This is a genomic window from Nocardia nova (assembly GCF_002933465.1).
GTDB classification, from domain to species: domain Bacteria; phylum Actinomycetota; class Actinomycetes; order Mycobacteriales; family Mycobacteriaceae; genus Nocardia; species Nocardia nova_B.
The window spans coordinates 54,611-80,971 of the sequence record NZ_PSZE01000032.1 but is presented as its reverse complement, the minus strand read 5'-3'; the positions used below and the strand labels follow the sequence as shown (position 1 = coordinate 80,971).

Genomic DNA, 26,361 nt, shown 5'->3' with positions numbered 1-26,361 from the left:
TGTATAAGAGACAGCCACCGGACCCAATCCGCAATCCCCACCCAAACCGGCCACCGCCCCGACCCCGACCTCTCCCGCCTCCTCGAACCGAAACCCAAGAGCCGCAAACCCTTGCTCCTCGGCGGAGTCGGAGCACTCGTCGCCGTAGGATTGGCCGCCGGCATCGGAGTGTGGGCGACAAACGGCAATTCGGGCGGGACGGGGCCGACGACGAGCACAGCGGCTATGAGTAGCACGATAGCGACGCCCACCTCTGTTACTTCAGCGGCTCAGGCACGGGGTGCGAACCCTGCATTTGCTGGAAAGATCATCACGATGGTCGACGTTTCTCAGGAAAACAAGTACTCCATTTACCTCGGGGGCACTCCACAGACCAAGTTTTTGCAAGATCTCGGGTTCGTTTACAACTTGAACTATACCCAGCAGGGGGACGAAGTCTCTCCGCGCCCGACACCAGACGGATACAGCGAATTGAAGGCTTCAGCGGAAAGCTACATTCTTGCCGTGCGCAGTGACGAGCATGCGGGCGGAGGCGGGCTACTCGGTCTGCCCTTCTCTATCACCAGCTCGAAAGCCACTGTAATTCCCCTGGATGACCCAGCCGCAGTTTCCGCTATGCGGAACTGGGACGCCTACTCGGAGCAAACCCTTTTGAACAAGTTGTTACCAACACTCCAAGCACAAATTAAGTAACCATAAAACGCTTTACGCCGGCGAACGGATCAGGGGTTTTTCACCAGCAACGCAAGCTGTGCCGCGGCCTTCTGGTTGAGATCCAACTGCTGGTCGCTTGCCACTTCTGCCATATAGCGGCCATACGCGATCGCGCACTGAAATCTCCCGTCCGCGGCGCGGATGGCACTTTCGTTGGGTTCCGCCTTTTTCTTCACGCACTCTATCTCGGGCGAACCCGAGGGCGGTTTCAATTCTGTATACCCTTTGCGATGGGCTTTCATCCAGGCCGACTGCATGCGCCACGCCGATACTTGATCTTTGGTGCGGAATATAACGCTGGCGTTGTATCCCGCCAAATCTACTCCAGCGTCGACCATTAGCTTCTGAAAGACGGTAGCATCTTCAGAGAAATGCAGAATACCACGTGGTAAATAATAAGCCTGCTGAGCGGGACTCACACTGTCGCCCTTCTTGAACGGCAGCGCACGGGTGAGAATGTCTTCCTTGTCGATCATCAGGGAAGACAGTTGATCCAGCGGAGTCGGGACAAACGTTCTCAAAAGATCGACTTGCTTTCCTATCACACCTGCAGCTACCGATGCGATCGCCGCAGCATCCTTTCCCGAATCCACGACCGTGGAATGCACGACTATAGGTCCGGTCGCAAACCACGCGCTCACCAGGCCATAATCTGATTCTGTATGGTATGCGTGCCCATCCGGGTATCCCGGAATCGAGATGTCAGCCGCTGGAACCTTATGGACAAATGCGATTCTCGGGGAATTATTCCAGTCACGTACTGCTGTCTCCATTGCCGCCGACGCACGAGCGGCCGACTCGGGATCGGGAAACCGTAGAAGAGCGTTGGAAATCTGCAAGCCGTTTCGTTTTCCGTCGCCGCGGGAGACCCACGCGCCACCGGCGAAGTTGTTTTCGGCTGCAGCCCGCGTAAGCGCCTCCAAACCATCGGTGCTGAATCCGGACGTCTCGTACTCGGCGACGTCGCGTACACGGTAAAGAATACCGGTCGGATCCAGCTTGCCCGTCAATGTCACGTTCAGCTCGAATGGATCCACCAGATAGTTCGCCATTCGTTGTGCCTCCCGGACCGTGCGCTCCTCAGCCGACAGACTCGACTCAGGAGGTATATGAACCGAAGTGCTGTAAGGGCCCGGATCCAACTGCGACACGTCGACAACCAGACTCGACGGCAAGGCAGTACCTGAGACCCCACATGCCGACACAAACGCCGTGGCGCACGAGACGATCACGGCGACAACAGTGATCCGCAAGAACTTCGCCATTTGATTCAGTCCATTCCCCCGAGAGTGGCTCTACTGATTGTTGGCCAGGACAGCATATTGGGCCGCTGCTTGCTGACGAACGTCAATCAACTGATCCGACTTGACCATGGCGACGTATCGCCGATACGCAACATAACAATTGTATTTTGTAGCCGACGGCGACGAAGGCGACGAATACTCGAGGCATTTCGACTCGGGCAGCCCAGGCGCAGGCCCGAGCTCCTTCTTTTTCTGCTTGTCCTTATCGAGAACGGTTGCAGCATCTGCCAAAAAGGCTCTTGCAGCCTGCGAGTCCCGAGTGCGAAACAAGAATCTCCCCTGAGATGCCGCAACTCGATCGACTCCGAACCTGTCCATCATCTGAGCCCTGCCCGCAATGTCGGATTGAAATATCGAGAAACCGCGCGGCGTAAGGACAATGTCAGATTCCGGACTCGGTCCAGAAATCGTCCCGTACGGCTGAAGCATACGAACCAGCATGTTATCCGGATCCTGTTTCAACGTTTTGAAGTCGGACACGGGCGTCGGCCGAAATTGGTCCAACCTATTTGTTTGCTCGGCGATATACTTCGTCACCATGGCTATCAAGGCGTTCTTGTCCACAGTATGACGACCAGCGTATACCGCAATAACGAATTCTCCGTGCGGTACGATTACGCCGATTGTCGGGACCATCGGCCGCCAATGGGCCAGAGCATCCGAAATATCCGGCAATTCGACCGCAACGTTATCTGGGCTCCAGGCGAAATCTGCCGCGTCCATCTCCGCCGCCGCGGACTTTGCCGCAGCATGATCAGGAAAGCGAATGATCGTTGCGGTGAGGCCTTCGAACGCGCCGTTTTCGAAAGTCTTCCCGTCGCCGATACTCGCATCCGCGGCTGCGGTCCGGACTGCCATAACCATCCCAAATTTGGCGACGATCGGCTTCATGAAAGCTGGCAGTTGCAGGGTAACGTCGTCCGGGTTCATTTCCAGCTTTCCGCCCAGACCGTAAACATACTTGTGGTCCACTTCGTAGGGGGAGACCACGGCGTCGGCCAATCGGACAGCTTCCAGAATCGGAGGTTCGCTCTCGAGCAGAGAATCGAATATCTTCGACTTATCCGTAGAATACGAGCCAACGTCCAGGGTCCGAATGTCGATTTCTCCCGGAACCGCCTCCCCCGATACCGTTGACGTACAGGCCGCTGTCAAAGCAACCGACACTGCCGCCACACATAGCGCCACTCGTTTACCGCGAATCGTCACACTGCTCCAAATCGATCGGATACGCGAAGGTGGCGGGGTCCGAAACGACCCCGCCACCTTCCATCACTGACAGATGCGTCCCGGATCAGCCGAACGACTTGGCAGCGAGAGCATCGGCCTCACGCATGTGGTCGCCGCCCGCGGACACAGCGACGCCAAGCTTCGCAAGCTTCGCGACCAAGTCGTTGGAGGATGCCCGCCACTTGTTCTGAATTTCCTGGAACGCGACAGTACCCTGACCGTCCGACCAGTGGTCCTGGATGAACCGCTGGAACATCTGCTCGAAATGCTCGAGTTCGTTGGTGATGTTCTGCGCCTGCTGGCTCAGGCCGGTACCGGCGTCGTTGATGGCGTCAAAGTTGTATGACAGCAGCTCGAAGTCACTCACGGATAAACCTCTCTGTTCGGAATGGGATCTAGTGTGGCCTGGTCGCGGAACTCACATCTTGAGCTGCGGAACCTCGACCATATCGGCGGCATGGATGCGCTTGTAATTCTCGAGCTCGCTGTCGGAGAACTGGGAGGCGATGGTCTTCACAGTCTGCGCATTGGTATTCAGCTCTTCGTTGAGCTTCGAGGCGGCAGCCAGGAATTCTTCCATCGCGCTCTGAAATGCTCGGCCCGCTTGCCCCTGGAACGACGGATTATTCACGTTGTCAGCGATCTGATGGGCTGCTGTGATCAAGCCCGCGATATCGTCGTGCTTTTTCTGCATGTCCTGCGAGAACTTATCCATCTGGGGTGCTGATGCCTTGAAACCCATTTTGACTCCTGAACGTTGGTAAGTTGCTGCCCCAGGCAGCCGGTGGACTGGTCCCTATATCTTGGTTGGACGCGTGGCCCTCGTCATCGGTTCCATCGGTTCCCCCTGAATTTCCGAGAACCCGCCAGGAGTGGACAACCAGCGACCGCACGACGTGCGCACACATGGATTCGTTTGTGCTCTACCTCCCCTTCACACCCGGGCGGGCTACATGTGCCCGCGGCCGATGAGTCACGACCTCCGAAGTCGATCCTGCCGCTCTCGAAGGCCAAGCCCCGCATGGACACCCGGCCCCTCTCGACGCTTCCGGAACTGTCCTGGTTTGAGAGTGCCACCTTCGCGCGGTAAGCGCCAGCGACTGAGCAGACTCGACTCGGTAGGCCCGGCGTGGCACCGGCTACCACCACCGAAAGCCGGCGTCATTGCTCCGGGCTCCACGCCAGTTGAACCAGCCTCGGACCTTGACGGCTGATGAATGTGCCGCGTCCCGGCGGCATCTCGCTCGGACGTACGTTCCCGAAGAGGTTCCCTTCGTCGCGGCTGCCGCTCATCACCAACGCGTAGGCGCCCACATCCTTCATTCGGGAAATCACCGGCTCGTACATCGCGCGGGACGCACCACCGGAGCGACGAGCGATAATCAGGTGGAAACCGACGTCCTTGGCGTGCGGAATGTACTCGACAAGGACGTTGAGAGGATTGCCGCTCTGGGTGACGACGAGGTCGTAATCATCGACCACCACGTATATCTCGGGGCCAGTCCACCAAGACCTTTCGCGCAGTTCCTGCTGAGTGATGTTCGGTCCGGGCATCCGCTGGCGGAGGATTTCGGCAACCTGCTGCATCATCCCCGCCAGCATTTCGCTGGAGGGCGCGTATCCGGCCAGATGATCGGTCTCCACCAAGCCGAGCAGTGTCCGGCGGTAGTCACCGATCACCAGCTTCGCGCTCGATGGAGAGTTCGACGCGACAATGTTTCGTACGATGTTGCGCAGGAGGTTCGTCTTGCCACATTCGGTGTCACCGAAGGTGATGAAATGTGGCAGTTCGCCGAAGTTCAGGGACACCGGTGCCAATTCGGCTTCGTTGAGACCGATCGGCACCGACAGGTTAGGCACCGACAAATCGAATCCCGCCGGCCAACCCCCCATCAGGCGCAGTAGGTCATCCCTTTGAAGCAGTTCGGGCAGCATGCGTACCTGCGGCGCCGGGTGGCCAGGTGTGGCAGCCGCCATCCGTTGCACCGCGTCCGCCACGCCGATACCGAGATTCTCCGGATTCGAGTCCCCGTCCACACGAGGCAAAGCCGTCAGCATGTGCTTTGCATCCGGAGTCATACCGCGTCCCGGACGGCCCTGTGGAACCATGGCAGCGACACGACGGCCCAGATCGGAATCCATCGGGTCACCCAGGCGAAGTTCGATGCGGGTGCCGATCTGGTCTTTGAGGGCGGGACGCGCTTCGGCCCAGCGGTTCAGCGCGATCACGACGTGCACACCGTACGAGAGCCCCTGCGTGGCAAGGTTCATGATCGGCTGTTCGAGGGCATCGAAGTCCTGACGGATCGATCCGAAGCCGTCGACCACCAGGAAGACATCGCCGAACGGGTCCTCGTGTGCGCCCGCGGCCGCAGGACTGGTCGACGGATCCGTACCGCGCAGCCTGCGGAAGTCGGCCATCGACTCGATGCCCAGTTGGCGGAAACGCATTTCGCGCTGACGGACGATGGCGGTCATCTCGGAGATGGTGCGGCGGACTTTGTCCACATCCAGGCGCCCCGCCACCGAACCGACGTGTGGGAGGCCCTCGATCCCCGCCAGCGTGCCACCACCGAAATCGAGGCAGTAGAACTGCACCTGTTCTGCGGTGTGGGTCAACGCCATACCCATGATCAAGGAACGGAGTGCGGTCGATTTACCGGACTGGGGGCCACCGACAATGGCGACATTGCCGCGGGCACCGGACAAATCGATCACCATGGGGTCGCGCCGCTGATCGTACGGGCGGTCCACTGTTCCTATGGCAGTGCGCAAACTCGCGACCGGGCTGTAGTCACCGGTCAGAATCGAGCGTGGGATGAGCTGATCGAGGGTCGGCGCGTCATCCAATGGCGGCAACCAGATTTCGTGGGCCGCGCGACCGTGTCCCTGAATGCGCGACACCAGCATGCCCAGGTTGGAGATCTTCTCGGCGCCTTCGTCCTGCTGAACTTCCTCGACCATGCTGGGCTCGGGAGGCAATGGGAGACGGTCGCTGGCACGGAAGGGCACCTGCCCGGCAATGAAGGGGCGGGCGTTGATATCGATTTCCCCGCCGACAATTCCCGCCTGAGTCACTTCTCGCTGGGAACCGCCACCCACATAGGCCCCGGAAACATAGGAAGCCTGAAACCGCTGAATCTCACCGGAATCGGACTTCAGATAACCACCACCCGGATTGTTCGGCAGGTTGTAGGCATCGGGAACACCCAATACCTGACGAGATTCGTTGGCCGAGAACGTCTTCAGGCCGATGCGGTAGGACAGATGCGATTCCAGGCCCTTGAGCTTGCCTTCTTCCAAGCGCTGCGAGGCCAGGAGCAGGTGCACGTGGAGCGATCGACCCAGACGGCCGATCATCACGAACAGCTCGGCGAAATCGGGGTGCTGACTGAGCAGTTCCGAAAACTCGTCGAGCACGACGAACAACGCCGGCATCGGGTCGAGGTCGGCTCCGGCAGCGCGAGCCTTCTCGTATTCGAGGACATTCGCGAAGTTGCCTTTGTCACGGAGCACCTCTTGGCGGCGATTCATCTCGCCCGCCAGCGCATCCTTCATGCGGTCGACGAGGTCCGCTTCCTCCTCCAGGTTGGTGATGATGGCCGCTACGTGCGGAACACCTTCCAAGCCCAGGAAGGTCGCACCACCCTTGAAGTCGACCAGAACCAGGTTCAGTTGGTCCGGCGAATGCGTTGCCAGCATCGAGAGCACCAGAGTGCGAAGGAATTCCGACTTACCGGAACCGGTCGCACCGATACACAGGCCGTGCGGCCCCATTCCACCCTCGGCCGCCTCTTTGATATCCAGATAAACCGGCAAGCCGTCCGCGCCTACACCGAACGGCACCCGCAACCGGTCCCGACCGTAACGTGGTTTCCATCCGTTTTCCGGGTTGAAGGCCCCGATATCGCCCAGGCCTACCAGTTTGGCCCAGCTATCGATGACCTCTCCATTCTCCTCGACCACGGCTTCGCCGCCGCGCTGGACCGGCGCCACCCGGAACGGGGCCAACCGCCGCGCGACCTGTTCGGCCTGCCGCGCGCTGATGCGGTCGATGAGGGCGAAGCGTTCCATATTGCCGGTGGCGCCGCGGCCGACGCATTCACCGTTCTCGACAACCATCTGAATGCCGCGCGAAACCGCCAGGCGCGGAGCGTAACTGCACAGATCGATGATGGTGACGCCCTCGTACCCGGATTCCCGCAGCGAATCCTCTTCGGCCTCGAGCAGACCACCGTCGACGATGATGATGATGTGGACCAGATTCTGATTGGCGGGCTGGTTACGTGAGTAACGAACCCGATTGTGCAGCAGTGGATTCAGGCCATCGGCAAGTTCCCGGATCGAACCGTAGACCATGCGCTCGGTGCCCACACCGTCCTGGGCATCCGGATGCTGGGTGTGCGGGAGCCATTTGGTCCACTCCCATTCCGGTGCGGTGTCGGCGCCGCAGACCACCGCGACCAGGACCTGGTCTGGTGCCTGAAACATGCACAGCTGCAACAACATCGCGCGCGTCATATCGCGCGCCTGGGCGCGGTCGCCGTTGAGCTGGATGGTGGCGAAGCCCTTGACGGCGATGGCGGTCGGCAGATTCGGGACCGTGGAATGGGTACGGACGAAACGGCGCAGCGATACGGCCGCGATCGGCTCGAGTTCCTCGACCGGGCCGGTTTCCGGTGAGACCAGGCGGGTGGCCAGGCGCTGACCGCCCAGGCCGATCCGCGCATGGCAGAAGTCCTTGTCCCCCGGTCGGCGTTCCCACATGCGGCTGGTGCCGGCCAGCATCCACACCAAACCCGGTTCCGGATGGCTCCATTCGACCGCCGCGCGTTGCTGGGAGGCGGTTTCGTCGACATCCTTACGGACCTGATCCAGGTAGCGCAGGTAGTCCTTGCGGTCCTCGTTGGCCTCAGCGGCCTTCTGCCCCTTGCCGCCCTGACCGGCGAACATGCCGACCATGGAGAAGACCATCATCATCGGGAACATCATGCTCATCGGGTTGGAGGCGATACCTCCACCGCGGGTGAACATGATGGCCATCATTCCGACCATGCCGACGACCATCACAACGGGCATCAGTTTGCCCAGCAGACTGCCCGGTATAGCGCGTGGAATCTCCGGCGGCGGTTGCAGTGTCACTTCGCCGCCCGGCGACCTCGGAACCTCCCGGCGCGCACGACGCTGGAACCTGACAGTGCTCATCGTCGGAAGATCCCCCTTCGGCGGCTGTACTGCGGACTCAGTGTAGAGGCAGCGGCCGACATGTCGTACAGTTCGACCAGCATTCTGCACGGACCGGCCGCGCCACCGCAAACCGGAGCGCATGCTGAAACACCAGGTAGAGACGGAGTTGGGGGAAGCGTGACGCACGCGCGACTGGACCACATCGAAGAGGATTCGAGCCGCGGAATAGTCCGGGCGCCCGATCTGGCGCGGGTGACAATTCTGGCCAAGCACACGCAGGTCGATATGGCGATTCCGGTCGACGTTCCGGTCGCCCTCGTCATTCCGAGCGTGGTCGACATGGTGGCACAGCACAGCCGCACCAACGATTTCGACAGCAGCGGCGAACAATTCCAGCCGGCCGAATGGGTGCTGGCGCGCATCGGGCAGCCGCCGTTCTCCAATTCACTCAGCCTCGGTGAGCAAGGCGTTCGCGACGGCGAACTGCTCATGTTGGAAAGCGCCGATCACGTCGCGCCCAGTCCGCTGTTCGACGACATCATGTACAACGTCGCGATCGCCGATACCGACCATTTCCGCAGCTGGTCACCGCAGGTCGCGCGGATCACCGGATCGATCATCGCGGTGCTGACCATGCTCGCCGGGTGCACCGGCCTGCTCGCCGCGCCGGATGCGATGGCGGGCTGGATCACCGGGTCCATCGCCGCGGTGCTGACGATTCTGCTGGTGGTGGCCGGCACGGTGATGAGCCGCATGTACGGCGACACCGCCTCCGCGCTGGTTCTCGGCGGTTGTGCGCTGCCGAGCGCATTCGCCGCCGGCATGTTGATCGTGCCCGACCATTACGGCTGGGCGAATCTGCTGCTCGGCTCGGTACTCGTCGGTGCGACGGCACTGCTGGCCTGGCGCGTCAGCGGGGTCGGCCTGGCCCTGTTCATCGGCGCCACAACACTTTCCGTCTTCGCCATCCCCGCCGCGTTGGTCGGCCTGCTCACCTCGCAGCCGGTCAAGGCCATCGGCGCGGTCGCCGCCGCGCTCGCGCTCGGCGCCCTGTCGCTGGCACCGCGAGTGTCGATGCTGCTGGCGAAACTGCCACTGCCGCCGGTACCTTCGCCCGGCACCCCGATCGATCCCACCGAGGACGATCCCGACGATCACCGCGCATTGCCCACGATGGACGTGCTGCGCACGAAATCCGAACGCGCGCGGATGTATCTGGCCGGCCTCGTCGGCGCGACCACACTGGTGACCGTGATCGGAGCGCTGGCCTCGACCGATCCGGCCTCGGACAGTCCCTATTGGCCCGGTATCGCGCTGGCGCTGGTCTGCGCGGTGGTGCTGATGTTCCGCAGCCGCACCTACGTCAGCGCCGAGCTGGCGGTGGTGCTGCTCGCCGGCGGTGCGGCCATTTTGCTGATCATGACGGTCGGCGCGGCCTTCGTGGTGGAACAGCCGCTCGCGGTGTTCGGCGCCGCCATGGTGATGCTCATCGCCGCACTGATCCTGGGCACCATCGTGCCGAACCAGTCGGCGACACCGCCGATGCGCCGCGCGGTGGAGCTGCTGGAGTACGGGTTCGTCGCCGCCGTCCTGCCGCTGGTGTTCTGGGTAGCCGAGCTGTACACGCTCGTTCGATCGCTCTGAGCCGCGCATGAATCCGAAAATGTTCGGGCGCAGAGCAATTCGAGTCGCGGCGGTCGTCGCAGTGCTGGGGCTGAGCGCCTCGACCGGCGCGGGGGCCGCGATCGCGGACAAACCGGTGGTGAACCCGGGGGCGCTGCCGTCCGGCGGTAACCCGGCGCCGCCGGACGCCACCGAGCAGCCGGCGAATTCACCCTGTGCCAGCACGAGCACCGGCGGTGACGGCCCGACCGTGCCGACCGCGCAGCGCAGTCTGGAACTGGATAAGGCGTGGCAGTTCAGCAGGGGCGCAGGGCAATTGGTAGCGGTGATCGACACCGGCGTGATGCGCCATCCCCGGCTGCCGGGCATCATCCCGGGCGGCGACTACGTCTCCGCCGGCGACGGCACCGACGACTGCGATGCGCACGGAACCTTCGTGGCGGGCATCATCGCCGCGACTCAAATTGCGGGACAAGGTTTTTCGGGCGTCGCGCCGCAGGCGCAGATCCTGAGCATCCGGCAGACCTCGAGCTATTTCCAGAAGAAGGGCGCCGGCCGCGACAAGGGGCCCGACGCCATGCCCGAGGGGTACGGCACCACCCACACCCTGGCGCAGGCGGTGCGCCGGGCGGCCGATATGGGCGCGACGGTCATCAACATGTCCGAGGTGGCCTGCCAGGCCGGGGCGATTCCCGACGACGACCTCGGCGCCGCGGTACATTACGCCGCCGTCGAGAAGAACGTCGTGGTCGTCACGGCCGCGGGTAACAACGACAAGTGCAAGGGGACCAACCCGGTCATCGATCCGCTGGATCCGAGTGCGGATCCGTGGACGAAGGTCGATCTGAACGTCTCGCCCGCGCGGTGGGACGACTATGTGCTGCCGGTGGGCTCGATCGACGACAACGGCCAGCCCTCGAAGTTCACCGTGCCGGGCCCGTGGGTCGGCGTCGCGGCACCGGGTGAGAATCTGACCTCGCTCGACCCGCACTGGGACGATCCGCGCAGCAAGGGCACCGCCGTCGCGAAGGTGGATCAGCAGGGCAAGGCCGAGCCGATCTCCGGAACCAGTTTCGCCTCACCGTATGTCGCGGGGGTGGCCGCGCTCGTCCGTGCCCGCTACCCGGAACTGAGCGCGCTCGACGTCATCAAGCGGATCGAGGCCACCGCCCACGCGCCCGCCGAGGGGTGGAACCCGTATGTCGGATACGGCGCGGTCGACCCGGTGGCCGCGCTCACCGCACAGGTCCCGAACTCGTTGCCGCCCAAGCGGCCCAGTGCCGCCAAGAGCTGGCAACTCCCGGTGCCGACCACTCCCCCGGCCCCCGACCACACCTCCCGCAACGTGGCGCTGATCGGAACCGGTGTCATCGGCGTGCTCGCCGTGCTCGGATATCTCGCCTCGTTCCCGCTGCGCCGCCGCTTCGGTGATCGCGGCGAGTGAGGCTCAGCGCGGCTCGTCGAACCGCCAGCGCGTCGCGCCGCCCGGTTCGACTGTCGACAGCGCCGTCGCCGCGCGCACCGCGATGCGGTAGACGTACCAGGGCGGCGGGCCGGCCGACGGCGCGCTGAAATCGGCGGTCAGGGCCGTGCCCGACTCGTCGACCCGGCACGGCCATCCCTCGCCGGCCCAGTCGGCGGCCCGCTGTGCCACCGTCGCCGGGTCGGTGACGCGTTCGGCGGTGCCGTTCACACTGAGGTCGAAGGTATCCAATGCGACGCCGATCGTGCAGCGCGGATCCCGAGAAATGTTGCGGGCCTTGCGTGTTCGCGGGCCGGTTTCGAACCAGAACGCACCGTCGACCCAGAGCGCGCCCACCGCGGTCATATGCGGACTGCCGTCCGGATCGATCGTGGCCAGCCAGCAGGTGTGCCGATCGGGGCCGCCCGTACCGGGCGCCTGCGGGAATCCGGCGTCCAGACCGGCCACGACGGCGGACCAGTCCAGCGGATCCAGCTCGTACAGTTCGGCGAGGTTGGTCGTCTGCATAGTGTCCATGATGGTGCGACGAGGCGCGGCGACCGGATTCATCGGTGCGCGTGCCATCGATTCGCCCGTTATAGGCGATATGCCCTGGTCGGCACGGGTCAATCCGTCCAAGATCGACACGGGCTGCCCGGCGATGACTCAGTATTTCTGACAGCGGCGGTCCAGCGGTACGGCCGTCGCGGGTCGTCGCACGAGGGGCAGGAACAGCCATGACAGTCGCCGGCAGGCAACGTCTCACTCCCGATCAGCGCAATTCGTTCATCGCGGCCCAACTGGGCTGGACGATGGACGCTTTCGACTTCTTTCTGGTCGTCTTCGTCTATGCCGATATCGCCGCTTCCTTCGATATGCCGAAATCCGACGTCGCGTTCATCACCACCGCGACGCTGATCATGCGCCCGGTGGGCGCGCTGCTGTTCGGTCTGTGGGCCGACCGGGTGGGCCGGCGTATTCCGCTGATGGTCGACGTCGCCTTCTACTCGGTGATCGGGTTCCTGTGCGCCTTCGCACCGAATTTCACTGTGCTGCTGATACTTCGGTTGCTCTACGGCATCGGCATGGGTGGGGAATGGGGCCTCGGCGCGGCGCTGGCGATGGAGAAGATCCCCGCCGAACGGCGCGGCTTCTTCTCCGGACTCCTGCAGGAGGGCTACTCGTTCGGCTACCTGCTCGCCTCGCTGGCCTCACTGCTGGTGATGAACTGGCTCGGCCTGTCCTGGCGCTGGCTGTTCGCGCTCTCGGTGATTCCGGCCCTGATCATCCTCGCGATCCGGACCCGCGTGGGTGAATCGGAGGCGTGGGAGAGCAGCCGCGAACATATGCGGCTCACCCAGACCTCGTTGCGTGATGTGGTGATGAACCCGGTCGTGATCCGCCGCTTCGCCTACCTCGTCCTGCTGATGACCGCGTTCAACTGGATGAGCCACGGCACCCAGGACGTCTACCCGACCTTCCTGTCCGCGGTCGACAACGGCGGCGCCGGGTTGTCCTCGGCGACCGCCAAATGGATTGCGGTGGTGTACAACATCGGCGCCATCATCGGTGGTCTGGTGTTCGGCAGCCTGTCGCAGAAGTACGGTCGCCGCTACACCATCATCTTCTGCGCACTGCTCGGACTGCCGATCGTGCCGCTGTTCGCGTATTCGACGACCGCGGCCATGCTGTGCCTGGGATCGTTCCTGATGCAACTGGTCGTGCAGGGCGCCTGGGGTGTCATCCCGGCACATCTGACCGAACTGTCGCCCGACGCTATCCGCGGCTTCTATCCGGGCGTGACCTACCAGCTGGGCAATCTGCTCGCCTCGCTCAATCTGCCGATCCAGGAGCGGGTGGCCGAAAGCCACGGATATCCGTTCGCCCTGGCCGTCACCATCGTGCCGGTGCTGATCGCGGTGGCCTTCCTGACCCTGATCGGCAAGGAGGCCAAGGGAATTCGCTTCGGCACGAACGAGAGCGCGTTACCCGAAACGCCCGCCCGGCAATAGCCGGGCTGGCTAGTTCTGCGGTTGCTGCGCCGACTGGTCCTGCTTGGAACGCACCAGCTGCTTGGCCGGATTCGGATCCGGCGCCACGCCGTCGTGGGCCACCATGGCCTCCTGACGACCGAGCGTCGGACCGGCGGCGAGCAGGCCGACGATCTGATACGGCGCGAGTTCGGGTTTGGCCTTGTCGGCGTCCATTCCCAGCGCCTTCTGCGCCGCGGCGTCCTTGATGCCGTAGCGCACGCCGGTGTCGGCGATGAAGAACATGCTGTCGCGGCGCTGGCTGTCGGCCTCGATACCCGTGGTCTGGACGAAGAATCCCGAGCCGGGTGTGGAGTAGAAGGCATCGACGTTCGGCCCGGAACCGTCGGCCTGCGCCAGCGGCGTGGTCTGCGCGCTGTCCGGAATCGGCAGCGAATGTCCGGTCAGCACAGCCAATTCCGCGCGCTTACTGCCGTCGGCCTTGTCGGCCGCACCGGACAGCGGCTTCCAGGACATGCATTCCACCGGCTGATCCTTCGAATCGACGATGGCCGGCGCGGACGTCGGATACTGCTGGACCGGAAGGTCGTTCGACGGCGGCGCCTGGGTGCTGTCGTACTGACTGATCTCGGGATTTTCCGAAGCCGTCGGGTTGGAGTTGCGGATGATGTCGGCGGTCAGCGGCGAGATGGGCTGCAAACCGTCGTGCAGGACCACGTAGTACTGGTCCTTGGTGTCGACATGCACCACATCGCCGATGCGGTGATTGCTCAGTGAATACGCCGGGGTGCCACCGGGATCGACGATTTTCGGCGGCGTGATGGGCAGGACCTCGGGCACCGCGTTCAGCAGACCGGCACTGATCGGACGGGGAGTCATCCCGCGGATCTTCAGCGCCTCGGTCACTTTCGGATCGTTCATATCGACCCGGGCGCGCTGATTGTCGTAGATCAGATAGGCGGCGTCGCGGCCCTGCACCAGCAGCGCCTTACCCGAATCCAGCTTGGTGGCCTTGGAACCCAGCGACGGATCGCCGGCGAGCACCGTGGTGGTCAGCTCGCGGCTGCCGTCGTTCTTCAGCTCGTCGCAGATCGACCATGCGCGCCCCTTGCCGTTGCTGTCGAAATTCAGCGACGACGGCGCGCCCGGAATGCCGATCAGCGCTCCCCGCGGCTTCTTCGACAGCTCGGATTCTTTGATGGACACCGCTTTTGCGGGTTCGCCGACCGCGAGCCGCGCCGACGCGAGGTTCAACGACGGGTGCACGACACCGTCGATGACGGCGTAGACGGCGCCGGAATCCTTGCCCAGCAGGATCTTGTTGTCGCCGATCGACCCCTGCGGCCGCAGCAGCGCGAGCACGCCGCAGCCGGCCAGCGCGACGACACCCAGTACCAGCCCGGCGGCATAGGCACGCGATTGCGAGCGCATCGGATCGTGCAGCATCCGCACGTCCCGGCGTACCAGGGCGTGCTCCATTCGCCTGACCAGGAAGCGATAGCCGCTCACCTGCCAGCGCGTAGTGGGCTTTGAAGGCATGAGTCCTCCCCCGAACAGTGCTCGCGTTCGCCCAACACAGTACAGTTCAGCAGGACTGAAGTTCAGCTCGGCCATCGAGGAATCGGCCGACACCGGGTACTTGGGGGACGACGATGGCCGAATCCAGCGGCACCAACAGCCGCCCGCTCCTCGGACGGATCTCGCTGCCGAATCTGCTGGCCGCACAGTTACTGGGACTGCTCGTCGGCGTCGTCGTGCTCGCGGTGGGGGTACCCGGCTGGTACGCACTGGGTGCCGCGATCGTGGCCGGCCTGGTGCTGCTCATCCCGATCGGCAAGCGCACCCTCGCCTCGTGGATCGCGACGGCGTGGCGCTATGTCACCCGCCAGGACTACGACCTCGGTGACACAGTCGATTTCCGTGGCCCGGACGGCCGCTCGCTCGGTCTGTACTGGGAAGGCAGCCGCGTCGTCGCCGTCGTCGAGGTGCTGCCGCCCAAGGGCGGTCTGACCCGGATCGACCGCAACACCGTGCACGCGTCGCATCTGCTGCCGCTGCCCGAACTGGCGCAGTGCCTGAGCCAGCACGACATCCTGCTGTCCGGTATCGACATCATCAGCCACGGCCACCGCAGCCGCTCCGGCACGCCCGCGGGGCCGATCTACGAATCGCTGCTCGGTCCGCTGCCCGCGACCGCACACCGAACCGTCTGGCTCGCAATCAGTTTCGACGCACTGGCCTGTCCGGAGGCCGCGGCACGGCGCGGCGGCGGCACGGAGGGCGCGGGCCGGGCGGTCACCATCGCCACCCAGCGCATCGTGCGCGCACTCGAGGATGCCGACTGCGCCTCCCGGGTGCTCACCGCGCCCGAGATCCGCAAGGCCGTCTGGCAGATCAGCGCCGGTGTCGACCCGCGGACGCTCACCCATCGCTGGCGCTACGCGGAACTGGGCAACAGCGTGAACATCGGCGCGGCGGTCGACCCCAAGCAACTCGGCTCGGATCTGCTGGCACAGCTGTGGGTCGCGCCGTCGCGGGGGACCACCGTGGCGGTCCGCCTGCGACCGGGTAGTGCGCCCGAGACGGTGAACATCGGTGCGGCCTGGCGATTGACCGCCCGCGAGCTGCCGGAGAAGACCAAGCGCAAGGGCATGGTGTCGCTGAGCGGCCGGCATCGCCAGAGTCTGCTCGCCCACCTGCCGATCGCCATTCCCGGCGTCGACGACACCGTTCCCATGAGCCAGTACCCCATCGATGTGGTCGGTGCGCTGCATCTGCCCTCCTCGGGCTGCGGTCAGTTGATCGGTTCCGACGAGGAAGGCAACGGCGTCGCGGTTCGCCTTATCGGACAGGGTATTTCGACCGTCTACGTGGCAGGCGAGCTGTATCTGGCACAGCAGCTGGTGTTCCGCGCACTGGCCGTCGGCGAGCGCATCCTCATCCGCACCGATCGCCCGCACGCGTGGGAACAGCTGGTCACCACCATCGGCAACCCCGAGCGGCTCACCATCGCGGTGGAAACCCACCAGAGCGACGCCGGATTCACCGCGGCCGTGGTCGACGGTGTGCTCGCGCCCGCACCGCACGCCGGTGTCACCACGATCTACGTCACCGGTGATCCGATGGACTGGCCGGCCACCAACCCGGATCTGTCGATCCACCAGCCGGGCGCGATCGGCAACCACGTGGTGATGCGGACCGGAACCACTCAGGTCGATCTGACGCTGGTCTCGATTCCCCGGGAGACGACCTATATCGGCAGCCCGCGGGGCCGCCGCCCGATGCCGCAGCAGGATTCCCGGCAGCGAGTCGCGCAGGCGCACGGGTAATTTCCGCCCCACCGGGGCCGAGTGCGGGGCACCTGCTTACGTCGGCGCGGAGGCCCGACCGGCTCAGCCCGGGTATGGGTCGGTTCTGCGTGCCGTGCGCAAATGACGTGCCCACCAAGCCCATTGCCGCAGGAGCCGTTGCGCGGCGTCGACAGCAGCCCCGTCGGCGGTGTTGCCGTCCGCGTCGAATTTGCGTTTGGCCTCGTGGAAACTCACGGTCTCGCGAATCGACACCATATGGATTTCCGCGACGACCTGGCGCAATTGCTCGACAGCCCGCAGACCGCCCGACAGTCCGCCGTAACCGACGAATCCGATCGGCTTGGCCCGCCACTCGCGCTTGGCGCTGTCGAGCGCCGTCTTCAGCGAGGCGGGATAGCCGTGGTTGTACTCGGAGGTGACCGCGACGAATCCGTCCGCGGCGCCGACCCGCTCGCGGAAGGCCTCGACCTGCGGCGTCGTCGTCAGGTCGGTGGGCAGGGGGGTGTCTGCCAGATCGATGACCCCGACGTCGAGGCCGGTGTCGGCGCGCGCCGTGCGCAGGAACCAGTCGGCCACCACGGGCGCGAACCGCTCGGGCCGCACACTGGCGACGATGACCTCCAACCGCAGCGGATCGTCCATGGCGTCAGCCTAGTCGGCACACTCGCCGCAGCGACGGCCTGCTCGCGGGCCGCACCGGCGGCACCGATACCCTGTGCCCCGGGCGAAAATCTTCGAGCACCATATTGGACGGCTATGGCCGATGGCCGCGACAGGCGGGGCGCCGCGGATCGATCAGGAGGGGGCGAAATTCGTGATTCTCGGACATTGGTTGCTGATCGAAACACTCGACGTTCCGCCCACCTGGTCGGTCCTGGCCGTCGACACCGCACCGCGGCGATGGAAATCGTTGGCGCGCACCGTTCCCACCCGGCTGATGCCGATCCTCACCGCCGCGGCCGCGAGCGGTGAGAGGGTCGAGCGGCAGCTGCCGAAGTCCCGACATGCCTGGTCCGGACATAACGCCCGCGCGATCGCGCTGACCGGGCCCGACGACCGGGTGCACGCGGTGCAGCTGTGGGTGGGCCCCGGCGAGCCACCCGCGCCGCCGTCGGTCGCGACCCTTCTGCTCGACGCGCGCACCCGGCGCACGGAAGTGCGTTCCGCGGGTCGGGGCCCGGCATTCGACCGCAAGCGCAGCGTCTGGATCGGAGCCGAATCCTTCGAACATGTCGAACGTTTCGACGATGCCCTGGATCTGGCCGCGATCGTGACACGCGCCACACCCGGATCGCGCTGGTGCGGCGAAATCTGCGTGCGCACGCCGGAGGGGCTACACACGTTGATGATGGCGACACGCAACTCCGCCGCCGATCCCTACCTGTGGCGCGGCATTCTGGCCGATGTCACCGACAGCGTTGCGCCGCAGCCGAAGTCCTTCGAGGCGGCCACGATCGACGCCCTGGTCAGCCGCAATCCCGGAATGTATCTGGTGGTGGTCGACACCGAGCGAGTCCGGGTGATCCGGTGGATCAGCGCGCCGGTGCCGGGACTGGACTGGTCCGGCGGCACGGACGAACGCACGCTGCCACACCCCGGCGACCGGGAGCGAATCATCGCCGCGCGCACGGCGATCCGGGCCGGCGCGCCGTCGTGGACGCTGCCGAACCTCCGGCTGGCGGATACGACCGGAGGCTGGCTCACCGTGGACGTGGAGGTCTCACCACTACCCCACGGTCCGGACGGCACCGGCGTCCCCCATTTCGCGCTGGCCCGGATCGATCTCCGTGAACCCGCCACTCCCTAGCGGTCGATGCGGCGTGGAGAGTCCGTCAGGGCAGTTCGAACGGCAGCGCGACCCCGGCGTGCACCGTGCAGTGTTCGCAAGTCTCCATGCCCTCGACACCGGCGACCGCGCGACGCACCAGGGTCTTGAACGGCACCAGGTTTCGCTCGAATTCGGCGAAGACGGCGGCCGCACTGACACCCTCCCCGGCCTCCAGACCGGCATCGAGGTCGGTCACCAAAGCGATCGCGGCATAACACATTTCGAGTTCGCGAGCGAGAACGGCTTCCGGATATCCGGTCATGTTCACCAGTTCCCATCCCTGTCCGGCGAACCAGCGGCTCTCGGCCCGGGTGGAGAAGCGCGGGCCCTGCACCACGACCATGGTGGCCGCCGGCCGCATCGGCAGCTCGGGCACCGCCGCGCGCGTAGCGACCGCGCGCAGATCGTCGCAGTACGGATCGGCGAAGGAGACGTGGATACCGCCGTTGTCGAAGTAGGTCTGCGCGCGGCCGGAGGTCCGGTCCACCAGCTGGTCGGGGACCGCCACGGTGCCAGGCCCCCAATCCGCCCGCAGGCTGCCCACCGCGCACGGCGCGAAGATCCGTCGCACGCCGATCGAGCGCAGGGCCCACATATTGGCCTGATACGGCACAGTGTGTGGGGAGTACTCGTGCTTGCGCCCGTGCCGCGGCAGGAATGCGACCTGACGGCCCTCGACCTCCCCTACCGTGATCGGCGCGCTCGGCACACCATAGGGTGTTTCGACCTCGAGGGTGGTCGCGTCGTCGCCGAAGAAATCGTAGAAGCCACTACCGCCGATGATGGCCAGTGCGGGGCGGGGATCCGAACTCATACCCGCAATTCTCGCGTACGCCGCGACGGCGGCCCCCGCCGCCTCACCTCGCACCCGCTACCCTGACAGTACCCCTCGAATAATGTACCCTAGGGGGGTATGAACCACCAGGGCGGGAGCGAGGAACAGCCGGTGACCGAGGATCAGAGCAGCATGGTTCGGACCGCAGAGGCGGCCGCGCAGCCCGGGCACGACCACGCCACCCACGGCTACATCACCGCCAAGGACGACTACCTCAAGCGGCTGCGCCGGATCGAGGGGCAGGCGCGCGGCCTACAGCGCATGGTCGAAGAGGAGAAGTACTGCATCGATATCCTCACTCAGGTCTCGGCCATGACCAAGGCCCTGCAGGCGGTGGCCATGGGCCTGCTCGAGGACCACATCAGTCACTGTGTGGTCGACGCGGCCGTTCAGGGTGGGCCCGAGGCCGAGGCCAAGATCAAAGAGGCCACCGACGCCATCGCGCGGCTGGTCCGCTCCTGAGCCGCGCCGACATTCACGCCGAGCGACCGCCGCTCCGCCCCTGAAGTCGGACGCGGCCGGCGGTCGCGAGGCAACGATCAGACCCGCGCTGCCAGCGCCGGCGCCAGCGCGCGCAGCACTCCGACGTGGTCGTTGTCGGTGACCTGAATGGCTACCTGATCGGCGCCGGCCGTCAGATGTTCGACCAGCGCGTCGGCGATTTCATCGGCGGATCCGTGCAGCGCCAGCGCGTCGATGAGCCGATCGCTGCCGGGCGGAGTCAGATCTTCGTCACCGAAGCCGAGCCGACGCAAATTCGCCACGTAGTTCTGCAGGTTCAGGTAGAACTCCGTGCGCGGGCGGGCGGTCAGGCGGGCCTGGACCGGGTCGGCGCTGAACGAGATCTTGTGCTCGGGCACGAGCAGCGCATCGGGTCCCAGAATCTCGCGGGCCTGCCGGGTGTGCTCGGCGGTCACGAGGTAGGGCAGCGCACCCGCGGTGCGGTCGGCGGCCAGCTTCAGCACCCGCGGACCGAGTGCGGCCAGCGCGCGCTGCTGTTTCGGGACGCCATTGGCGTCGAGGACGTCGGCATAGTCGACAAGTGCGTCATAGGGCTTGCGGAAGTCCGAATCCTGTTCGGGATGTCCGGCGCCGAATCCGAGGATGAACCGGCCCGGGAACCGGCGGTCGATGCGATGGAACGACTCGGCCACCTGTTCGGCCGGCGCGGACCAGATGTTGACGATGCTGGTTCCGACCGTCAGCGTTTCGGTCTCCTCGAGCAGCGCTTCCACGGCCGGCAGGTCCGCCGGCGGCGAGCCGCCCAGCCACAACGTGCTGTAGCCGAGACCCTCCAGTTCACGGGCCTGCCCCGGTTCGAAGCCCGCGTAATACCGCCACACGCCGAACTTGCCGATATTCCTGGTTCGCACACCCTCAGTCATAGTCGTTGCGAACTCCCCTGCGCGGGCGACTATTCCGATCGGCGCGGAGAAAATTCGATGGCAGCAATCTGGCACTCGCACTCGGAGAGTGCTAAATTGGGGGTCGAACAGCTCACGGCGCTCGCCGCCGAGGCGGGCGTCACCACTGGATATGGAGGTGATTCCTGTGCTGAGGTTCGACCCGTTCCACGACATCGACAGCGTCGCCCGGCAGCTCCTGGGGGATGCCGCCGGAACCACCCGCGCGCCGCGATTCATGCCGATGGATTTGTTCAAGGCCGGTGACCACTACGTCCTCAATGCCGATCTACCGGGCGTCGATCCCGGATCGGTCGACGTGAGCGTGGACAACGGCACCCTGACGCTGAAGGCGCAGCGCAGCCTGCCGGGTGACGAGCATGTGCAATGGATCGCGTCGGAACGATTCGCGGGAACGTACATGCGGCAGCTGTCGCTCGGTGAGGGCATCGATACCGACGACATCAGCGCCACCTACAACGACGGTGTGCTGTCGGTGACCCTGCCGATCGCCGAGAAGGCCAAGCCACGTCGCATCGAGATCGGCGGAATGAGCCAGGGCCCGAAGACCATCGAGGCCGGCCACTCCGAGAGCAGCTGACCGGGCAGCCGCGGCCCTACGGCCGCGGCACGGACCAGCCCGCGCCATCGGCGACAGACGAGCGTGCAAGCCGCACAACACCATTCACCGGTGCAAGGTGGCCGGATGGGCGGGCGGAACCGAGGATCGTCGCAGCGACAAGGAGGTGAGAACGCGCAACCCTCGAATAGCGACTCGTACGGCCCCGCGGACTCCGCGGGGCCGTCGGCTGTCGGAGGCCGGCAGCGGCTTTGCCCCCGAGCCGGGCGGTGTTAGCTACCGCAGCAGCCGCCCGGCTCGGGGATTGTGCGCATCTCCCGGGTTTCGGCGTTGCGTGCGGCGAGGTCGGCATCCGCCGGGTAGTCGACAGCGATCAGACTCAGGCCGTGGGCCGGGGCCACGGTGACCGAACTGGCCCGCTCCCGTTCCGCGAGCAGGCTTTCCACCCAGTCGGGTGTACGGCGCCCCTCCCCCACCGCGAGCACCGCGCCCACCAGACTGCGCACCATGGACCAGCAGAACGCGTCGGCGCTGACATAGGCGGTGAGCATCTGCGCGGGGCCATCCGCGAACGACCGCGCAGCGACGGCGGCCTCATCGCCCCGATTCACCGGATCGGACGCGAGGCCGGTTCCGGCGGCAAGCACGGGATCGATGGGCGTCGTGACCCATTCGAACCGCTGCAATTCGCGGACCGTCGTCGCCCCTTCGCGCCGACGGCAGAACGCGGCGAAATCGTGGAGTCCCAACAGTTTTCGCGACGCCGCGCGCATCGCGTCGACATCGACACCGGGGCGGCAGGCAACCACGCTGCGGGACAGCAGGGGCGGGGCCCCATAGGGGGCGGTGGTCAGCCGATAGGCGTAGTGGCGGCGGATCGCGGAGAAACGAGCGTCGAATTCCGGTGGGGCGGTGCGAATTCCGGTGACACGCACATCCTTGGGCAGGAATCGTGCCAAACGGTGCAGCAACTTGTCGTAGTCGGGCAGCGCGGTCGTGTCGAAATGCGCGACCTGTCCCTCGGCATGAACTCCGGCGTCCGTGCGGCCGGCCACCGTCAGCTGAATCGGTTCGCGCAGGACCTTGCTCAGCGACTCCTCGAGCACACCCTGCACGGTCCGCAGGCCGGGCTGGCGGGCCCAGCCGGTGAAATCGGTGCCGTCATAGGCGATGTCGAGCCGTACTCGAACCGCAACCGAGGTTGCCACCGGATCCTGCATGGTCACAGCCATTTCCTGGTTAACATGAGCGAAGCCCGCCGACCCGGAGGGGACGGCGGGCTCACTCGTGAATTCCCGACGCGGATCGAGAGGTCCCCGCACGCGGCGGGGACCAACTCATTCCGCCTTTTCCTCGGCAGGAGCCTCGGCGGACTCCGCCTCAGCAGCCTCGTCGGCCTTCGCCTCAGCAGCCTCGGTCTTGGCCTGCTGGGCGGCGACCCGGCGGGCGCGATCGGCCTCGTTGGTCACGGTCTTCTCCCGGACCAGCTCGATGATCGCCATCGGCGCGTTGTCACCCTTGCGGGGCACGGTCTTGATGATCCGGGTGTAGCCACCCTCGCGACCCTCGAACGACGGTCCGATGTTCGCGAAGAGTTCGTGTACCACGTCCTTGTTGCGGATCACCTTGAGCACCTCGCGGCGGTCGGCCAGCGAACCGGCCTTTGCCTTGGTGACCAGCTTCTCGGCGTAGGGGCGCAGCGCCTTGGCCTTGGCCTCGGTGGTCGTGATCCGACCGTGCTCGAAGAGCGCCGTGGCCAGATTGGCGAAGATCGCCTTCTGGTGCGACGCCGACCCGCCGAAGCGAGCACCCTTCTTGGGCTTGGGCATTGGTTGTTCTCCTTTGGGAAGGCCGAACCGGGGCTGGCACCCCGTGCGACCTAGAGCTGTTCGGTTTCGGCGTAATCCTGCTCGCCGTTGTCGGTATCGCCGAAGGAGCCGCTGTCACTCCAGGTTCCGGTGGCGGCGTCGTAGCCGACGACGCTCGACGGATCGAAGGAGGCCGGGCTGTCCTTCAGCGACAGGCCGAGCGAATGCAGCTTGACCTTCACCTCGTCGATGGACTTCTGGCCGAAGTTGCGGATGTCCAGCAGATCCGATTCGGTCCGCGCAACCAGCTCGCCGACGGTGTGCACACCCTCGCGCTTGAGGCAGTTGTACGAGCGCACGGTGAGGTCCAGGTCCTCGATCGGCAGCGCGAACGAGGCGATGTGGTCCGCCTCGGCCGGGCTGGGCCCGATCTCGATACCCTCGGCCTCCACGTTCAGCTCGCGCGCCAGGCCGAACAGCTCGACCAGGGTCTTACCGGCCGACGCCAGCGCATCCCGCGGGGAGATCGAGTTCTTGGTCTCGACGTCCAGGATGAGCCGGTCGAAGTCGGTGCGCTGCTCGACACGGGTGGCCTCGACCTTGTAGGTCACCTTCAGCACCGGTGAGTAGATCGAATCCACCGGGATCCGGCCGATTTCCGCACCCGAGGCCTTGTTCTGCACGGCCGGGACGTAACCGCGACCGCGCTCGACGACGAGCTCGATCTCCAGCTTGCCCTTGTCGTTCAGGGTGGCGATGTGCATATCCGGGTTGTGCACGGTCACACCGGCCGGGGGAACGATGTCACCGGCGGTGACGGTGCCCGGGCCCTGCTTGCGCACGTACATGGTGACCGGCTCGTCCTCTTCGGACGACACGACCAGGCCCTTGAGGTTCAGGATGATGTCGGTGACGTCTTCCTTCACGCCCGGGACGGTGGTGAACTCGTGCAGCACGCCGTCGATGCGGATGCTGGTCACCGCGGCCCCCGGAATCGAGGACAGCAGGGTGCGGCGCAGCGAATTGCCGAGGGTGTAACCGAAGCCCGGCTCGAGGGGTTCGATGGTGAACTTCGAGCGGTTCTCGGCCAATACCTCTTCGGCCAGTGTGGGTCGCTGTGAAATCAGCATGAGGATCTCCTCCTTCAGGGGCGCCCGCTATTTGACGCCCACGAACTGGGGTGTGGATGAGCACGGAAAGTGCTCACCCACCAGCAGCACGAACGGCTTACTTCGAGTAGTACTCGACGATGAGCTGTTCGTTCAGCGGCACATCGATCTGCGCGCGTTCCGGGAGCTGGTGGACCAGGATCCGCAGCCGGTTCGGAACGACCTGCAGCCAGCCCGGGATCGGGCGATCGCCCTGGGTCTCACGGGCGATCTGGAACGGCAGCGTCGGCAGCGACTTCTCCTTGACATCGATGATGTCGTACTGAGAGACCTGGAAGCTGGGGACGTCGACCTTGCGGTTGTTCACCAGGAAGTGGCCGTGCGAGACCAGCTGACGGGCCTGGCGGCGGGTCCGGGCCAGACCGGCGCGGTACACGACGTTGTCCAGACGCGACTCGAGCAGCTGCAGCATGTTGTCGCCGGTCTTACCCTTGCGACGGTTCGCCTCTTCGTAGTAGCGGCGGAACTGCTTCTCCATCACGCCGTAGGTGAAGCGGGCCTTCTGCTTCTCCTGCAGCTGGAGCAGGTACTCGCTCTCCTTGATCCGCGCGCGGCCGTGCTGGCCGGGCGGGTAGGGACGACGCTCGAACGCCTGGTCGCCTCCGACGAGGTCGACACGCAGACGACGCGACTTGCGGGTGATGGGGCCTGTATAACGAGCCATTTTTCGCTAAATCCTTTCCCGCTAGACGCGACGCCGCTTGGGCGGACGGCAGCCGTTGTGCGGCTGCGGGGTGACGTCGGAGATCGTGCCCACCTCGAGGCCGGCGGCCTGCAGCGAGCGGATCGCGGTCTCACGGCCCGAACCCGGGCCCTTGACGAACACGTCGACCTTCTTGACGCCGTTCTCCTGCGCCTTGCGGGCGGCGTTCTCGGCGGCGAGCTGCGCGGCGAACGGGGTCGACTTACGCGAACCCTTGAAGCCGACGTGGCCCGACGACGCCCACGAGATCACGTTGCCCTCGGGGTCGGTGATCGAGACGATCGTGTTGTTGAACGTGGACTTGATGTGCGCGTGGCCGTGCGGAACGTTCTTCTTGTCCCGGCGACGCGCCTTCTGGGACTTCTTGGGGCCGGAGGCCCGACTCTTCGGAGGCATGGTGGTATCCCTTCGGGAAGTAGGTTTATCCCTACTTCTTCTTGCCGGCGACGGTCTTCTTCGGACCCTTGCGCGTGCGCGCATTGGTCTTGGTCCGCTGTCCGCGCACCGGCAGGTGGCGGCGGTGGCGGATGCCCTGGTAGCAGCCGATCTCGATCTTGCGGCGGATGTCGGCCTGCACCTCACGGCGCAGGTCACCTTCGACCTTGAACTCCGACGCCTCGATGTAATCGCGCAACCGGGTGACGTCGTCGTCGCTGAGATCCTTCGACCGCAGGTCGGGGCTGACGCCGGTGGCGTCCAGGATCTCCTTGGCGCGGGTACGACCGATGCCGAAAATGTAGGTCAGCGCGATCTCCATGCGCTTCTCGCGCGGGAGATCGACGCCCATCAGACGTGCCATGTGGCAGCTTCCTTAACTGTTGCGGAGGTCTGCTCCCTGTCCGTCCCCTCGAATGGGGCCCCGGCCTCCGTTCCGGGGGTAGGTCGTCCGTCCGCTCTCCGCTCGTTTCCGAGACGGCGAGCTCGCCGACGGCGACTGGCGCTGGGAGGTCTTCTTTTCTGTGCCAATCCGAACTGCGTTCGGTGCTTGGCTGGTGAACCCCTGCGTCGGGGCGCAGTCCAGGTCAGCCCTGACGCTGCTTGTGACGCAGGTTGTCGCAGATCACCATGACCCGGCCGTTACGGCGGATCACCTTGCACTTCTCGCAGATCTTCTTGACGCTCGGCTGAACCTTCACGTCCGTCCAATCTGGTTGTGGTCCACACCGGGTGTGAACACAGCTTTTCCCCAGCCGTGTGACTGGGGAAATCTTTG

Annotated in this window: 24 protein-coding genes and 1 pseudogene; 8 read left to right on the top strand and 17 right to left on the bottom strand. The window is 65.1% G+C overall.

Annotated elements, in window-relative coordinates:
* Positions 1–693, top strand: a pseudogene (locus C5E41_RS28105) (serine/threonine-protein kinase); the annotation flags it as partial.
* Positions 694–722: 29 nt separating this feature from the next.
* On the opposite strand, the gene C5E41_RS33505 reads toward C5E41_RS28105, so the two are convergent.
* From C5E41_RS33505 to eccCa, 5 genes are all read right to left on the bottom strand, one after another.
* Complete coding sequence (locus C5E41_RS33505; protein ID WP_146097716.1) at positions 723–1,979, bottom strand: DUF7373 family lipoprotein; 1,257 nt, start codon at positions 1,977–1,979, stop codon at positions 723–725.
* Positions 1,980–2,009: 30 nt separating this feature from the next.
* Positions 2,010–3,227: a DUF7373 family lipoprotein gene (locus C5E41_RS28095; RefSeq protein WP_146097715.1), complete on the bottom strand. Its 1,218-nt coding sequence runs from the start codon at positions 3,225–3,227 to the stop codon at positions 2,010–2,012.
* A gap of 85 nt (positions 3,228–3,312) precedes the next feature.
* The gene (locus C5E41_RS28090; protein WP_104365737.1) at positions 3,313–3,615 is read right to left on the bottom strand and encodes a WXG100 family type VII secretion target; all 303 of its coding nucleotides are present in this window, start codon (positions 3,613–3,615) and stop codon (positions 3,313–3,315) included.
* Positions 3,616–3,666: 51 nt separating this feature from the next.
* Positions 3,667–3,990 (bottom strand): WXG100 family type VII secretion target, encoded by a 324-nt coding sequence (locus tag C5E41_RS28085; protein ID WP_104365736.1) that lies wholly within the window; start codon positions 3,988–3,990, stop codon positions 3,667–3,669.
* A 419-nt stretch (positions 3,991–4,409) separates the two neighbouring features.
* Complete coding sequence (eccCa, locus tag C5E41_RS28080) at positions 4,410–8,453, bottom strand: type VII secretion protein EccCa (protein WP_104378740.1); 4,044 nt, start codon at positions 8,451–8,453, stop codon at positions 4,410–4,412.
* A 159-nt stretch (positions 8,454–8,612) separates the two neighbouring features.
* Between eccCa and eccD the strand changes: the two genes are divergently transcribed.
* Together eccD and mycP are read left to right on the top strand one after the other, a co-directional pair.
* Entirely contained in the window at positions 8,613–10,079 is a 1,467-nt protein-coding gene (gene eccD / locus C5E41_RS28075) for a type VII secretion integral membrane protein EccD (RefSeq protein WP_104378739.1), read from the top strand.
* Between the two features lie 7 nt (positions 10,080–10,086).
* Complete coding sequence (mycP, locus tag C5E41_RS28070) at positions 10,087–11,502, top strand: type VII secretion-associated serine protease mycosin (protein ID WP_231509046.1); 1,416 nt, start codon at positions 10,087–10,089, stop codon at positions 11,500–11,502.
* Between the two features lie 3 nt (positions 11,503–11,505).
* On the opposite strand, the gene C5E41_RS28065 is transcribed toward mycP, so the two are convergent.
* On the bottom strand, positions 11,506–12,048 hold the full coding sequence (locus C5E41_RS28065; RefSeq protein WP_104378750.1) for a pyridoxamine 5'-phosphate oxidase family protein: 543 nt from the start codon (positions 12,046–12,048) through the stop codon (positions 11,506–11,508).
* A gap of 209 nt (positions 12,049–12,257) precedes the next feature.
* On the opposite strand from C5E41_RS28065, the gene C5E41_RS28060 reads away from it, so the two are divergent.
* Complete coding sequence (locus tag C5E41_RS28060) at positions 12,258–13,532, top strand: MFS transporter (protein ID WP_104378738.1); 1,275 nt, start codon at positions 12,258–12,260, stop codon at positions 13,530–13,532.
* A 9-nt stretch (positions 13,533–13,541) separates the two neighbouring features.
* Here the strand turns inward: C5E41_RS28060 and eccB are convergent, their stop codons facing one another.
* Positions 13,542–15,050, bottom strand: a complete 1,509-nt coding sequence (eccB, locus tag C5E41_RS28055) for a type VII secretion protein EccB (RefSeq protein WP_104378737.1) — start codon at positions 15,048–15,050, stop codon at positions 13,542–13,544.
* A 113-nt stretch (positions 15,051–15,163) separates the two neighbouring features.
* On the opposite strand from eccB, the gene eccE reads away from it, so the two are divergent.
* Positions 15,164–16,840 carry a type VII secretion protein EccE gene (eccE, locus tag C5E41_RS28050; RefSeq protein ID WP_104378736.1) on the top strand — a complete coding sequence of 559 codons (1,677 nt, stop codon included), beginning with the start codon at positions 15,164–15,166 and terminating at the stop codon, positions 16,838–16,840.
* Between the two features lie 63 nt (positions 16,841–16,903).
* Here eccE and C5E41_RS28045 read toward each other — a convergent pair whose 3' ends face one another.
* Positions 16,904–17,464: an NADPH-dependent FMN reductase gene (locus C5E41_RS28045; RefSeq protein WP_104378735.1), complete on the bottom strand. Its 561-nt coding sequence runs from the start codon at positions 17,462–17,464 to the stop codon at positions 16,904–16,906.
* A 121-nt stretch (positions 17,465–17,585) separates the two neighbouring features.
* Between C5E41_RS28045 and C5E41_RS28040 the strand changes: the two genes are divergently transcribed.
* Positions 17,586–18,629: a GAF domain-containing protein gene (locus C5E41_RS28040; protein WP_258081312.1), complete on the top strand. Its 1,044-nt coding sequence runs from the start codon at positions 17,586–17,588 to the stop codon at positions 18,627–18,629.
* Between the two features lie 25 nt (positions 18,630–18,654).
* On the opposite strand, the gene C5E41_RS28035 is transcribed toward C5E41_RS28040, so the two are convergent.
* The gene (locus tag C5E41_RS28035; protein ID WP_104378734.1) at positions 18,655–19,464 is read right to left on the bottom strand and encodes an S-methyl-5'-thioadenosine phosphorylase; all 810 of its coding nucleotides are present in this window, start codon (positions 19,462–19,464) and stop codon (positions 18,655–18,657) included.
* Between the two features lie 153 nt (positions 19,465–19,617).
* Here C5E41_RS28035 and C5E41_RS28030 point away from each other — a divergent pair, with 153 nt between their 5' ends.
* A complete protein-coding gene (locus tag C5E41_RS28030) occupies positions 19,618–19,947 on the top strand; it encodes a metal-sensitive transcriptional regulator (RefSeq protein WP_104378748.1) in 330 nt (109 codons plus the stop codon).
* A gap of 77 nt (positions 19,948–20,024) precedes the next feature.
* Here C5E41_RS28030 and C5E41_RS28025 read toward each other — a convergent pair whose 3' ends face one another.
* Entirely contained in the window at positions 20,025–20,870 is an 846-nt protein-coding gene (locus C5E41_RS28025) for an LLM class F420-dependent oxidoreductase (RefSeq protein ID WP_104378733.1), read from the bottom strand.
* 166 nt (positions 20,871–21,036) lie between these two features.
* Here C5E41_RS28025 and C5E41_RS28020 point away from each other — a divergent pair, with 166 nt between their 5' ends.
* Positions 21,037–21,489 carry an Hsp20/alpha crystallin family protein gene (locus tag C5E41_RS28020; RefSeq protein ID WP_104378747.1) on the top strand — a complete coding sequence of 151 codons (453 nt, stop codon included), beginning with the start codon at positions 21,037–21,039 and terminating at the stop codon, positions 21,487–21,489.
* 251 nt (positions 21,490–21,740) lie between these two features.
* Here C5E41_RS28020 and C5E41_RS28015 read toward each other — a convergent pair whose 3' ends face one another.
* From C5E41_RS28015 to rpmJ, 7 genes are all read right to left on the bottom strand, one after another.
* Positions 21,741–22,700, bottom strand: coding sequence for a tRNA pseudouridine synthase A (locus C5E41_RS28015; RefSeq protein WP_104378732.1), 960 nt, complete (start codon positions 22,698–22,700; stop codon positions 21,741–21,743).
* 105 nt (positions 22,701–22,805) lie between these two features.
* Entirely contained in the window at positions 22,806–23,297 is a 492-nt protein-coding gene (rplQ, locus tag C5E41_RS28010; RefSeq protein WP_104378731.1) for a 50S ribosomal protein L17, read from the bottom strand.
* Between the two features lie 50 nt (positions 23,298–23,347).
* A complete protein-coding gene (locus C5E41_RS28005) occupies positions 23,348–24,406 on the bottom strand; it encodes a DNA-directed RNA polymerase subunit alpha (protein WP_025347283.1) in 1,059 nt (352 codons plus the stop codon).
* Positions 24,407–24,503: 97 nt separating this feature from the next.
* Positions 24,504–25,109 carry a 30S ribosomal protein S4 gene (rpsD, locus tag C5E41_RS28000; protein ID WP_104378730.1) on the bottom strand — a complete coding sequence of 202 codons (606 nt, stop codon included), beginning with the start codon at positions 25,107–25,109 and terminating at the stop codon, positions 24,504–24,506.
* A 21-nt stretch (positions 25,110–25,130) separates the two neighbouring features.
* Positions 25,131–25,544: a 30S ribosomal protein S11 gene (gene rpsK / locus C5E41_RS27995; RefSeq protein WP_025347281.1), complete on the bottom strand. Its 414-nt coding sequence runs from the start codon at positions 25,542–25,544 to the stop codon at positions 25,131–25,133.
* A 31-nt stretch (positions 25,545–25,575) separates the two neighbouring features.
* Positions 25,576–25,947 (bottom strand): 30S ribosomal protein S13, encoded by a 372-nt coding sequence (gene rpsM / locus C5E41_RS27990; RefSeq protein WP_030513443.1) that lies wholly within the window; start codon positions 25,945–25,947, stop codon positions 25,576–25,578.
* A 223-nt stretch (positions 25,948–26,170) separates the two neighbouring features.
* Positions 26,171–26,284: a 50S ribosomal protein L36 gene (rpmJ, locus tag C5E41_RS27985; protein WP_025347279.1), complete on the bottom strand. Its 114-nt coding sequence runs from the start codon at positions 26,282–26,284 to the stop codon at positions 26,171–26,173.
* Between the last annotated feature and the right edge of the window lie 77 nt (positions 26,285–26,361).